The 12,646-nt window shown below is 30.1% G+C and carries 11 protein-coding genes; 9 read left to right on the top strand and 2 right to left on the bottom strand.

The window, feature by feature from the left end; all coding sequences use genetic code 11:
* Positions 1–4 precede the first annotated feature (4 nt).
* From K8M07_RS02085 to K8M07_RS02075, 3 genes are all read left to right on the top strand, one after another.
* Positions 5–934 carry a TDT family transporter gene (locus tag K8M07_RS02085; protein WP_223376207.1) on the top strand — a complete coding sequence of 310 codons (930 nt, stop codon included), beginning with the start codon at positions 5–7 and terminating at the stop codon, positions 932–934.
* A 289-nt stretch (positions 935–1,223) separates the two neighbouring features.
* Positions 1,224–1,334 (top strand): putative holin-like toxin, encoded by a 111-nt coding sequence (locus K8M07_RS02080; RefSeq protein ID WP_223376205.1) that lies wholly within the window; start codon positions 1,224–1,226, stop codon positions 1,332–1,334.
* A gap of 333 nt (positions 1,335–1,667) precedes the next feature.
* Complete coding sequence (locus K8M07_RS02075) at positions 1,668–1,901, top strand: aspartyl-phosphate phosphatase Spo0E family protein (RefSeq protein ID WP_223376203.1); 234 nt, start codon at positions 1,668–1,670, stop codon at positions 1,899–1,901.
* 106 nt (positions 1,902–2,007) lie between these two features.
* On the opposite strand, the gene K8M07_RS02070 is transcribed toward K8M07_RS02075, so the two are convergent.
* Positions 2,008–3,372: an MATE family efflux transporter gene (locus K8M07_RS02070; protein WP_223376202.1), complete on the bottom strand. Its 1,365-nt coding sequence runs from the start codon at positions 3,370–3,372 to the stop codon at positions 2,008–2,010.
* A gap of 267 nt (positions 3,373–3,639) precedes the next feature.
* Between K8M07_RS02070 and K8M07_RS02065 the strand changes: the two genes are divergently transcribed.
* Positions 3,640–3,840: a dodecin family protein gene (locus tag K8M07_RS02065; protein ID WP_223376200.1), complete on the top strand. Its 201-nt coding sequence runs from the start codon at positions 3,640–3,642 to the stop codon at positions 3,838–3,840.
* A gap of 144 nt (positions 3,841–3,984) precedes the next feature.
* Here the strand turns inward: K8M07_RS02065 and K8M07_RS02060 are convergent, their stop codons facing one another.
* Positions 3,985–5,382, bottom strand: a complete 1,398-nt coding sequence (locus tag K8M07_RS02060) for an aldehyde dehydrogenase (protein WP_223376198.1) — start codon at positions 5,380–5,382, stop codon at positions 3,985–3,987.
* Between the two features lie 301 nt (positions 5,383–5,683).
* Here K8M07_RS02060 and K8M07_RS02055 point away from each other — a divergent pair, with 301 nt between their 5' ends.
* The 5 genes from K8M07_RS02055 (at position 5,684) to K8M07_RS02035 (ending at position 12,507) form a co-directional block, all read left to right on the top strand.
* A complete protein-coding gene (locus tag K8M07_RS02055) occupies positions 5,684–6,682 on the top strand; it encodes an ornithine cyclodeaminase family protein (RefSeq protein ID WP_223376196.1) in 999 nt (332 codons plus the stop codon).
* Between the two features lie 517 nt (positions 6,683–7,199).
* The gene (locus K8M07_RS02050; RefSeq protein ID WP_223376195.1) at positions 7,200–9,581 is read left to right on the top strand and encodes a Lon protease family protein; all 2,382 of its coding nucleotides are present in this window, start codon (positions 7,200–7,202) and stop codon (positions 9,579–9,581) included.
* 228 nt (positions 9,582–9,809) lie between these two features.
* Complete coding sequence (locus K8M07_RS02045; protein ID WP_223376194.1) at positions 9,810–10,064, top strand: PucR family transcriptional regulator ligand-binding domain-containing protein; 255 nt, start codon at positions 9,810–9,812, stop codon at positions 10,062–10,064.
* Positions 10,065–10,235: 171 nt separating this feature from the next.
* Positions 10,236–11,855 (top strand): ATP-binding protein, encoded by a 1,620-nt coding sequence (locus K8M07_RS02040; protein ID WP_223376192.1) that lies wholly within the window; start codon positions 10,236–10,238, stop codon positions 11,853–11,855.
* Positions 11,833–12,507 (top strand): response regulator, encoded by a 675-nt coding sequence (locus tag K8M07_RS02035; RefSeq protein WP_223376191.1) that lies wholly within the window; start codon positions 11,833–11,835, stop codon positions 12,505–12,507. Before K8M07_RS02040 ends, K8M07_RS02035 begins: the two co-directional genes overlap by 23 nt.
* Positions 12,508–12,646 lie beyond the last annotated feature (139 nt).

Genomic DNA, 12,646 nt, shown 5'->3' with positions numbered 1-12,646 from the left:
TTTAATGGGAAAGACAATAAAAAGATTACCAATTCCTATTACAGGGTTAATGCTGGCTTTAGCATCTTTAGGAAATCTTGTTTTATCTTATGGAAATATTTATAGAAATATTTTTGGTATATTATCAGCAACTCTTTTAGTTTTAATAATACTGAAAATTACAAAGCATCCAGAGGTAGTAGCTGAAGAACTAGAAAATCCAGTTGTAGCTAGTACTTTCCCAACCTTATCCATGGGAATCATGCTAATATCCACATATATTGTTCAATTTAGTTCCAGTATAGCCTGTGGAGTATGGGTTATTGGGCTAGTATTACATGTTATATTAGCAATTATTTTTACAATAAAATATGTATTTAATTTTAATATAAAAAAAGTATTCCCTAGTTGGTTTATTGTTTATGTTGGGATAGTTGTAGGAAGTGTAACAGCACCTACATTTCAGTTAGAGAATATTGGGAAGGGTTTATTTTGGTTCGGACTAATAACATATACTATATTGATACCAATTGTTATCAAAAGAGTTTTAATAGTTAAAGAAATACCAGAACCAGCTTTGCCTACCCTTATAATCTTCGCTGCACCTGCTAGTCTCTGTTTAGCTGGATATTTGAGTTCATTCCAAGAGAAAAATATGATATTATTTACAATACTATTAGTTGTCTCGCAGTTCACATACTTATTGACATTGGTACAATTAACAAAGTTATTGAAACTAAAGTTTTATCCTAGCTATGCAGCCTTTACATTTCCTTTGGTTATTAGTGCAATATCTATTAAATTAGCTAATGGATTTTTGACTAGTTCAGGAATTTCTATTCTATTTTTAAATTATGTTGTAAAGTTTGAAGAAATATTAGCGATAGTGATTGTATTATATGTATTGGTAAGATACGTGCAGGGAAATGGACGAAAAGTACTTTTACACATCTGAGCCATTATTAAACTAAATATAATATAGTGCAATTTTCATTTTAGAAAACCTAAGTTAAAAAATGATTTTACTTGGGTTTTTTTATTTATCAAAATTTACCTGTTTACTATCAATAGGTATTATTAACTAAATTACCACAAATGTAATAATGTAACAGAATTGTAATTGAAATATAGATTTATAAATGTTAAAATCAAGTAAATAAGTAAAGAAAATTGAAAATAAGGTGATCGGAATAAGCAGGGTGTGGTTGCACCTCGTTTCATTAAAGAAAGGAGGTGGTTGCGATATGAATACATACGAATCTTTATCTTTAATGATAATGTTTTCTATGTTCGTAGTATCGCTAATCTCCTTTATTGTCTATCTAATTGATGATAGCAAAAAAGGAAAAAAATAGTCACCCTGTGAGCCAGCAGGGTGATTATTTAGATTAATTGCCTTGGTGGAATCGCATTTTTGCGATTCCGATTGCCTTATATATTATATCATTTAAAGAATACAAGTAAAACTAAATTTCGTATTTTCATTATAACGTTTTTTTAACATTTCCTTTATTATTATATGAGTATTCTATTCTTTTGTTCATCTCTATAACATATCCATTCTTTTGTAGAAAATCAAAATCATAAATTTATGAAATATCCAATTAATGGATAAGTACTTGCAAAGACCAAAATAAGTGGTATAATATTTTTGTTGTTTTGATTTATAAAAACAAGGGAGATGAACAATGGAAGATAAAAGTGTAAATAAGGAAGAACAAAAGAATCAAAATCAGATAGAAACAGATGATTTAAGCGACTTAAGAAAAAGCATAGAAAAAGTTAGACGTCGATTACACCAAAACATTTCAGATAATAGTAAAGAAAAAATGTTGAAAACAAGCCAAGAGTTAGATGAAGTTATAACAAAATATTTAAAAATGCAATCAAAATATACTAATAACCCAATAGAGATTAAATAGATTATATTATTACCTATGTCAAGATAAATAATAAACTAGTTGTATCAAGAGATACAGCTAGTTTATTATTTATTAGCGTATCTTTCTAGTAATCTGGCTGTCTTTGTTAGCCCTTAACTTTTTCCTCTTTTAATTCTTTACCTATTGTAAGTATCATGGTAGTAAAACAGGCAACACCACCTATAAATTCAGATAGCGGTTCAGATAAAAATACTCCTATATACCCAAAAGATAAAATTCTAGGAAGTATCAAAGCTAAGGGAATTACAAGAATTACTTTTCTTAATATAGAAAAGAATATGGCAAACTTTGATTTTCCTAGTGCTACAAAGATAGCTTGGCCTGAGTGTTGTAAACTCATTATAAAAAACCCTGAATAGAATATTCTTATCATAGGTATTCCTGCTTTTATTACCTCTGGGTCATTATTAAAGATGCTTATGAAGAATCCAGGGAAGCTTTGAATCACTAACCACATTAAAGTGTTTATTGTAAGGGAACATAAAGTGATAAATTTGATGCTTTTCTTTACTCTACTGTATTCACCTGCTCCATAGTTAAAACCCATAACTGGTTGTGAACCACGGGTTAATCCTGAAATTGGCATCATAACAAATTCTCTAATTGAACTAATAACAGTCATAATTCCCACATATAGATCTCCTCCAAATTGTTGGAGGGTAGTATTTAATATAATCTGAACTAGAGAGTTTGTAAACTGCATTACAAATCCTGAAGTACCCAATTCCAATATGTTTTTAACTCTATTCCATTTTAATATAAAGCTTTCTTTATTTAATCGGAATATAGCATTTTCTCCTGTTAAAAATTTAAGTACCCATGTTGCTGATAAAAATTGGGATATAATTGTTGCTATGGCTGCACCTCTAATTCCCATGTCAAATAGGAATATAAATATAGGATCAAGAATTATGTTGGCTATAGCACCTAATATTACTGTTATCATTCCAACACGTCCGAAACCTTGGGAATTTATAAAATGGTTCATACCCAAACTAAGCATTACGAATATATTTCCAATTAAGTATATGGTTATATACTGGCTAGCGTATTTGTAAGTTATATCACTGGCGCCAAATAAATATAGCATAGGTTTTTTAAATATTAATCCTAAAATAGTTAGTATAATTCCAGTAGATATGAGCATTATAAAAGAATTTCCCATTATTTTCTCTGCTTCATCGTAATTTCCTCGACCTCTCTCTATGGAACATAAAGGGGCACCACCCATTCCGTATAGATTGGCAAAAGCCATAACTATAGAGATAACTGGTAGACAAATTCCTACTCCAGTTAATGCGGAGAATGAATCTCCAGGCATTTGTGAAATATATAATCGATCTACAATATTGTAAAGAACATTAACTATTTGAGCTGAAATCATTGGTATAGCCATACTCATTATGTTGTTTATGACACTTCCCTTAGAAAAATCATTTTTGTCCCTCAAAATCTCATCTCCAATCCATAACTACATATTGTATTTTAATGATTATCACATTTAAAGTCAACAAATATCTATACCAGATACTTACCTATTAGTTCACTATACAATGTCTTAAATAGAGATGTATAATATGATGGAATATAGTTGATATATGATTTAAGCACTTATCTAGATGATAGGTGCTTTTACAATAATATATAGATTGAGTTTGGATATAATAATGATGAAAATATAATAAATTTAATATCAATATAGGATTGGAGGGATAGGATGGCAGTCGTTAAAGTTATAGAACTTCTTTCAGAATCAGTCAATGGTTGGGAAGCTGCAGCTCAAGAAGCAGTTACAGAAGCATCAAAGACAATAGACAATATTCAAAGTGTCTATGTAAGCAATATGCAGGCTGTTGTTGAGAACAATAAAATAGTTAATTATAGGTTAAATGTCAAGATTTCATTTGTCGTTAAGTAGCAAAGCATATTATTAATAATATGCTTTTTCAAAGCTTAGAATAGGCATTAGTACAGGAAAGTAACAATAATAGTATAATGTGATAAAAGGCATTGCCAAAATAATGTCAGTTGGAAAGGATTTTATTTGATGAAGGTTGATCCCTCACTTTAAAAAGCGACGGATCAACTTTAATTTCTTTTTTGTAAAAGGTGGGAAGAGCATGGGTATATTTATTTTAGTGGTGGTTTTAAGAAGGCTTTTTTTATGTGAAAAAGTAGCAAAGCTATAATATCCATGATAGGCACCTATTCCAGAGGTACCTACTCCACCAAAGGGTAGTTCAGGATTTGCTAGATGCATTATAGTATTATTGATACTTACACCACCCGAAGGTATTTGGCTGAGTATCTTTTCTTCAATTTCCTTTTCAGATGTAAATATATATAAGGCCAATGGCATAGGAAGTTTTTTAATGGATTTAATGACTTGATCTAAATTCCCATAGGTCAAAATAGGAAGCAAAGGTCCAAATAGTTCATCTCTCATTGATGCTGAGTCCCAGTTAGCTTCTATTAAGGTAGGTTCAACAAAAAGGGTATCAGCATTGGTTTTTCCTCCATATATAATTTGATTTTTATCCTTTTCCAGTATATTCTTTAAATGATTAAACTGTTTAATATTTACTATACGGCCAAAATCCTTATTTTTTTCAATGTCTGTTCCATAAAAGGCTATAAGGGATTTTTTCATTTCAACGATGAGTTTTTCTTTAATATCTTTATGTACTATTACATAATCAGGAGCAACACAGGTTTGTCCTGCATTTACGGTTTTGCCCCATATAATCCTTCTAGCAGCTATTTTTATATTGGTGTTTTTGTCCACAATAACAGGGCTTTTACCTCCAAGTTCAAGAGTAATAGGTACAAGGTTTTTAGAAGCTGCTTCCATTACAATTTTTCCTACTGAAACACTCCCAGTGAAGAATATATAATCAAAGGCTGAGTTAATTAAAGAGGTACTTGTCTCCACTCCCCCATGTAAAGCTCTTACATAGGATTTATGAAAAGTATTTTCAATCATTTCTACAGTTATATTTGATATATTTGGAACCATTTCTGAGGTTTTGAGAACAACACAGTTTCCTGCTGCAATAGCGCCTATAAGAGGTTCTATTACCAGCTGAAAGGGATAATTAAATGGAGCAATTACTAATGCTGTACCATAAGGTTCATGTACAATACGACTTTTTGATGGAAATAAAGTTAATGGTGTTTTTACTTTTTTAGGTTTTGCCCATTTTTTTAAATTTTTCATAGTGTAAGAGATACTGTTTAATGTGAATCCGATTTCTGTAGTGTAGGATTCAAAAGGATGTTTTCCTAAGTCTTCCTGAAGCGCTTTTATTATTTTTGATTCATATTTTATAATATTTTCTTTCAATTTACTTAATTGTTCCAATCGAAAATCTATGCTTTTTGTTTGGTTAGTATTGAAGAAATTGTTATGTTCTTCAAGAATATTTTTCACATCTTCTGGTTTTAATTCCACATTAATCATTGAAATTCATATCCTCCTTGTACCAATATAGGTACTGTTTTATATATTATATAAAATTGAAGGCCATACAGTAAAGATTATTTATAATGAAGAAATGTAAAAGTAATGCGGTAAAAGGCTCTTCTATTTTCATATACTTATTTTGACATAATCAAAAGATAATAACAAGGACCTTTTGTTAAGTTATTGATAAAGACTTTATTCGGGACTATAATAATAACTGAAGGTTTGATTTTATAGTGCTGTTTCCGTACTCATGAGCGTGGGAAAATTTAATGAGAAAAGGAGTGGAATTATCACAATGAAAATTGTTGTTTTAAATCAGAATGATATGAAAAGAGTATTTTCTATGGAGGAAGCTATTCAAGCAGATAAGGATGCATTAGAACTGTACTCATTGGGGAAAAGTGTAATACCATTACGTGTAAATATTGATGTACCAAAGCATGAAGGGCAGAGTCTCTATATGCCTGGTTATGTTGCTAATGCTAATGCATTAGGTGTAAAAATTATCTCTGTTTATCCTAAAAATATTGAAAAGGGCTTGGTTGGTGTACCGGCAACCATGGTTTTGAAGAATAGTGAGACAGGCGAAGTTTGCAGTTTAATGGATGGTACTTGCTTGACACAAATTCGTACTGGGGCAGTATCCGGAGCTGCTATGGATCTTCTTGCTCGTAAAGATAGTAAGGTGTTTGCATTGTTTGGTACAGGAGGACAAGCTAAGACTCAGCTTGAAGCAATCCTTACTGTCCGTCCAATAGAGATAGTAAAAGTTTTCGATATAAACATGGAACGAGCTGAAAACTTTGCATCACGTATGACAGAAGCATTTGGAGAGAAGTTTGATGTAAAGATTATTACCGCTAAATCGTCTGCTGAAGCTATTGAGGATGCAGATATTATTACCAGCGTTACAACTACTAAAACTCCTGCTTTCGATGGTAGACTAGTAAAAAGAGGATGTCATATAAACGGCGTCGGATCGTATACTCCGGAAATGCATGAACTTGATGAATATATCATAACGCATGCAGATAAAGTTTATGTAGACACCCGCGATGGTGTTTTAAATGAATCTGGGGACTTAATTATACCTATAAATAAAGGAATTTACAGTGGAGACAAGATAACTGGAGAGCTAGGAGAGGTTATTGCAGGCAAGGCACCTGGACGTGCTAATGACGATGAAATTACTATATTTAAAACTACCGGAAGCGCTGTTTTAGATTTAGTAACTGCGCAACGTATATATGAGAGTGCAATAGAAAAAGGGATAGGAAGCATTATTGAGTTTTAGATAAGAGGAGTTTTTACTTTATAAAATTATTTAAATTAATCAATTTAAAATTATTTTTTTGTTGTTAATTGGGTATAATATTAATGATAAAATTTTATGTATAGTATTAATAATGGACTTAAAATAGTGCTTTACAAATTTCTTTTGTATGGTATAATAAAAGTACAAAAGAAAATACCAGTAAGCGAATCAAGTTATCGAATTAAAAACCCTCAGAAGGCAAGTTCTGAGGGTTTTGCCATTATTGTTTCTTAAAAATGTTTAAAATCAAGTTTATTATTAACAAGATTTTATGCAAAATGTCAATAATGGACTTAATAGTTGTTTCTTTAATTTTTTGTTTTACTTTTCCCAGCAAGCTCCTCAAATTATCACCTCCTTCGCTTTAACGAGAAGGCTTATTAAAGAAACAACTTTAGATTATTATACCATATAGAAATAGATAGAGAATAGTAATCAAATATAATATATTCTTTTTATTTGGGTACATAGAATATATAATGGGGGAGGTGAAAGTATGGACAATTATTTAGTTTCATTAGATAAGCTTAAAAAGAAATGTGATTGTGAGGTATTTGAATCTAAGACTACAGAAGATCTATCAACATCTAGAGAGCTAATAGGACAGGATAGAGCAATGGAAGCATTAAAATATGGATTGTCCATTAGTAGAAAGGGATACAATATTTATGTCTCAGGATTCACAGGAACAGGAAGAAATAGCTATTCTCATTTAGTAACCAAGAAATTTGCAGATAAGAAAGATGCACCTAAAGATTGGTGCTATGTGTACAATTTTAAGAAACCAAGTTCTCCTAAAGCTATAAGTTTAAAAACTGGGCAGGGGAAATTATTTAAAAAAGATGTGGATACTGTTATAAAAAAGCTGGTATTAGAAATTCCAAAGGCATTAGATTCAAAGGAGTATGAAAACAGTAGGAATTTAACCTATACAGTTTATCAAAAGAAAGCCAAAAATATACTAGCTGAATTAAATGATTTAGCCAATGAATATAATTTTGTATTTAGACAGACTGAAAATGGTATATTAAGCATTCCTTTAAAAGATGGCAAACCTATTACTGATGAAGAATTAAACAATATGTCAAAAGAAGAGATAGAAGCTTTAACCAATACATCAAATGAATTAAATCATAAAGCTTATGATTATGTTAGAAGAATAAAGAAAGTTGAAAATGATTTTAATACAGAAATGAAAAAGTTAAAGGAAAGTAAGGTAATAGAAGTACTAGATCAATATGTAACTCCACTAATAGAGAAATATGATGAAAACCAAAAGATACGTGAATATTTAAATGATATGAAAGATGATATAGTTAAAAACTATGAAGGATTTTTAGGAAAAGATAATGAAAGACAAGTACAAGGGTTTCCTTTTATGATAAATTCAGAAGAAGATACTATGAAAAGATATGAGATCAATTTATTCATGGATAATAGCTATAAGAAAAAGGCTCCTGTTGTTAAAGAGATGAATCCAACTTATTATAATCTATTTGGAAAGATTGACTATATAAATCAATTTGGCGGATATAAAACAGATCATACACAGATAAAACCAGGTTCATTACATGAGGCAAATGGAGGATATATTATATTACAGGTTAAAGATATATTACAGAGCGGCAAAACATGGGAAAGTTTAAAGAGAGCCTTAATCACTGAACAATTAAAGGTAGAAAATATTACTGGTTTAAACATTATATCAGAAACACTAAGCCCAGAGCCTATCCCATTAGATATAAAGGTAATATTAATAGGTGATTTTAAAATATATCAATTACTATATAATTATGATGATGATTTTAAGAAATTATTTAAAATTAGAACAGATTTTGATATTGAAATGGATAGAAACTTAGAAAATATTAGAAAGATTGGTTCTTTTGTTGCATATCAGTGTAAAGAACAAAACCTAAAACCTTTTGATAATACTGGCTTAGCTACAATTATTGAATATAGCAGTCGTTTAGCTGCTCATCAGGATAAACTTACGGCAAGATTTAATGATCTTGTAGAAATAATATATGAGGCTGATCAATGGGCAAACATAAGAGACAAATCCATAGTGACTAAGGATGAAGTAAATATAGCAATAGAGAAGAGGGACTTTAGAAATAATATTCATGAAGAGAAGATGACTGAAGCAATTGAATCCGGTATTATAATAATAGATACAAAAGGAGAAAAAATTGGTGAAATCAATGGTTTATCAGTAGTGAATATAGGCCAATATATGTTTGGAAGACCTAATAAGATAACAGTAAATACATTTGCAGGAAAAGAAGGAATTATAAATATAGAAAGAGAAGTTAAACAGTCTGGTAGTATTCATGATAAAGGGGTTTTAATACTAGGTGGTTATTTAGGAGAAAAATATGCTAAAGATTTTCCATTAACATTAACTGCAAGTATAACTTTTGAACAGTCCTATGGCGGAATAGATGGAGATAGTGCTTCAAGTACTGAATTATATGCACTATTATCCAGTTTATCAGGTAAGCCTATAAAACAATCCATTGCAGTAACTGGTTCAGTGAATCAAAAAGGATTTATACAGCCAATAGGTGGAGTAAATGAGAAAATAGAAGGTTACTATAAGATTTGCAAGTTAAAAGGATTAACAGGAGAAAAGGGAATAATTATTCCACACCAAAATATTCAAAACTTAATGCTTAAAGATGAAGTAATAGAAGCAGTGAGGAATAATAAGTTCAGGATATATGCTGTAAGAACTATAGATGAAGGTATTGAAATATTAACACGAATTAAAGCGGGCAAATTAAATAACAATAACCAATATGAAAAAGGAACTATAAACTATCTTGTACAAGAAAAATTAAGAAATTATGCTGAATTAAGCAAATCATATAAATAATAGAGGGAGGAACTTAAGAGACTACTGAAATGTGAAGGAAGCATTAAAATTAGCAATAAGACTTGCTTAAGTATTTGCCCTTTAAAGGAGTGATCCTTTAAAGGGTTTTTTAGATGAATTTAATTTATAGAGTAAATGATATAAATGGATTAATAAAAAAATTAAGATTTGAGTGGCCAAATATATCTATATGTATGATATTATGTTTATCAACTAGGGAGTGAAAACATGATTGTGAAGGATTTATTTAAATTAAATAATGATTTTAAACAATTTAAATTGTTGGCTGGTGAAGGTGGGCTAGAGAATGAAATAAAATGTATAGATGTTATGGAAGTTCCTGATGGGATGTATTGGATTAATCCTGGACATTTTATTATTACAACTAGATATTCCATTAAGAAGGCGGATACTACATTAGAATATATTATAGAAAATATGATAAAGAAGAATACAGGAATTATAAAATTTTTGTCGAAGTGATACATAGTCTTATGATTTTTTTACTCATATGGGTTTAACTATAAAGGAAATTTGCATAGTAATAGTATTTATTGCATTTAGGTACATTGTTTTGACAATATTAGTAGCTTCAATTAAGTAATATTTAAAATGTTTATTATCAGTTCTAGTCAGGTCATAAGGAGGGTGGTTATGGAAATATCAAAATTAAGTCTTAAAACTAAGATAATGCTTTTCACCAGTTTTATCATTATAGCATCAGTAGTTTTCATTTCTATATTTTTTTCAATTTGGACTGTAAACAATTTAAAAGAAAAGATTAGAGTAAATAACATGAATACAGCTCTAAGTATATCTAACTATCCTTATTTTGGGGATATATTAGGACAAGGAGATCCTAGCGGATTTATACAAAATTATACATATGAACAATTGAAGGCTTTAAAGGATATAGATATGATTGTAGTAGCTAATATGGAGGGAAGGAGATTTGCTCATCCTAAAGCCGATAGATTGGGCCGTTGTTTTGTGGGGGGAGATGAAGAAAAAGTTACAAAAACGGGAGCATCTTATATTTCAGAGGCAGTAGGTACATTAGGCCCATCTCTTAGAGCCTTTGCACCAATATGTAATTCAAAAGGAAAACAAGTAGGCTTTATTATGGTGGGTACATTAGTTGAAGAGATAATTGCATTACAAAAAGATGCCTTAAAAACCATTATTTTATATTCAACAGGAGGGCTTATATTAGGTTTAATAGGTGCGATATTTTTTAGCAGTAACATTAAAAAAACTCTCTTGGGACTGGAACCTCATCAAATAAGTAGACTATATATTGAAAAAAATGGTATGCTACAGGCTATTCAAGAGGGGATTATATCCATTGATCAACATAAAAGAATTACAATGATAAATGATTCAGCCAAATCTATACTTGGGATAGAAGGAAAAAACCCTATAGGAGAAAAAATTTTTGATATGTTTCCCAATAGTGGATTAGAAGAAGTCCTTGAAACAGGAATTCCACTTAAAGAAAAGGAAAAAGATCTATATGGAATTAATATAGTTATGAATATAGTACCCATTATTAATAAAGGTGAAACTATTGGTGTTATTGCATCCTTTAGAGACAAGACAGAGTTAACAAGATTAGCTGAGGAAATTACCGGATTTAATGAAGTGGTTCAGACCTTAAGGGCTAATTCCCATGAGTTTTTAAATAAGCTCCATGTTATTTTAGGTTTGGTCAGAATTGGGGATATAGAGGAGATAAAAAGATATATATTAAATATTAAAGATACTCGTGAACAGCTTTTGGTTTCAGTAATGAAAAAAATAAATGATCCAGTATTAGCAGGCATTGTACTAGGAAAAATTAGTCGAGCTAAGGAGTTAGGAATAAACTTTCATATAAATAGCACTTCTCCAATCCAGGCTATTGATGACAAGGACAAGGCTACAGCATTAGTAATAATAATAGGGAATTTAATAGAAAATGCTTTTGAAGCTACCGTAAAGGAAAACAAAGATAATAAAAGAGTATCTCTGTCTATTGATGAATTAGAAGATAAAATTGAAATAACTATAAATGATAATGGTTTAGGTATTGAGAAAGAATACATAGAAAAGATATTTGAAAGAGGATATAGTACTAAATCTGAGAACAGAGGAATTGGACTAGCTTTAGTCAAGGAAAAGGTAGAAAAGCTCTATGGTGTAATAAAAGTTAGCTCATCGATTGGGGAAGGTACTACTTTTAAGGTGATAATACCTAAGGAGGAGAGAAGGAATGTCCAGAGTGCTAATAGTTGAAGATGATCCCATGGTTGCCAAGATAAATAAAGGCTATGTGGAAAGTGTTGAAGGGTTTCAGGTTGTAGGAATAGTAAAAGATTATAAGGAAGCAATATCTTTTTTAAAAAAGAAGAAAATTGATTTAGTTATTTTAGATATTTATTTACCAGATGAGGATGGAATATATATTCTGGAACAGATAAGAAAAAATCAGGTAGATTGTGATGTCATAATGGTTACTGCTTCTGCAGAGGTTGATAAAATAGATAAGGCTCTAAAATTAGGCGTTGTTGATTATCTGATTAAACCCTTTGAATACGAAAGGCTAAAAATGGCATTAGAAAATTATCAATCAAGATATAATACACTTAGCATGAAAAATACCATTAGACAAGAGGAACTGGATAAAATATTGATTAGTAAAATGCTTTCAACAGACAATGTAATTCCTAAGGGATTAAACAGGCTGACATTAAATAGAGTTATGACATTTGTAGATACTAATGGGGACAATCCCTTAAGTGCAGATGAGATTGCGGAAGGATTAAAGGTTACAACTGTTACAGTAAGAAGATATATGAAGTATCTTGAAAAAATTGGATTTATTGTTCGTATCCTTGAATATGGTTCTGTTGGACGACCAAATTACCTTTATAAAAAAGTCAATTGATTATTTTGTTGTTATATAATTTTTTTATTAATTAAATTATTAGAATATTTTTTAAAGTTAAAATAATAAAATAATATTATATAATTTTAAATATAAACAACTTAATTAACAATACCACTTAATCAGATTAATTTACGAC

The organism is Schnuerera sp. xch1, from assembly GCF_019931165.1.
Classification (GTDB): domain Bacteria; phylum Bacillota; class Clostridia; order Tissierellales; family Tepidimicrobiaceae; genus JAIOUP01.
Note: the sequence above shows the minus strand (reverse complement) of the source record. Positions and strands in the feature narration are given on the sequence as shown.

Excerpts from the sequence above, each read along its gene's own strand:
- K8M07_RS02085 (WP_223376207.1), top strand. The coding sequence starts at position 5 with ATGGGAAAGACAATAAAAAGATTACCAATTCCTATTACAGGGTTAATG.
- K8M07_RS02080 (WP_223376205.1), top strand. The coding sequence starts at position 1,224 with ATGAATACATACGAATCTTTATCTTTAATGATAATGTTTTCTATGTTC.
- K8M07_RS02075 (WP_223376203.1), top strand. The coding sequence starts at position 1,668 with ATGGAAGATAAAAGTGTAAATAAGGAAGAACAAAAGAATCAAAATCAG.
- K8M07_RS02065 (WP_223376200.1), top strand. The coding sequence starts at position 3,640 with ATGGCAGTCGTTAAAGTTATAGAACTTCTTTCAGAATCAGTCAATGGT.
- K8M07_RS02060 (WP_223376198.1), bottom strand. The coding sequence starts at position 5,382 with ATGATTAATGTGGAATTAAAACCAGAAGATGTGAAAAATATTCTTGAA.
- K8M07_RS02055 (WP_223376196.1), top strand. The coding sequence starts at position 5,684 with ATGAAAATTGTTGTTTTAAATCAGAATGATATGAAAAGAGTATTTTCT.
- K8M07_RS02050 (WP_223376195.1), top strand. The coding sequence starts at position 7,200 with ATGGACAATTATTTAGTTTCATTAGATAAGCTTAAAAAGAAATGTGAT.
- K8M07_RS02045 (WP_223376194.1), top strand. The coding sequence starts at position 9,810 with ATGATTGTGAAGGATTTATTTAAATTAAATAATGATTTTAAACAATTT.
- K8M07_RS02040 (WP_223376192.1), top strand. The coding sequence starts at position 10,236 with ATGGAAATATCAAAATTAAGTCTTAAAACTAAGATAATGCTTTTCACC.
- K8M07_RS02035 (WP_223376191.1), top strand. The coding sequence starts at position 11,833 with ATGTCCAGAGTGCTAATAGTTGAAGATGATCCCATGGTTGCCAAGATA.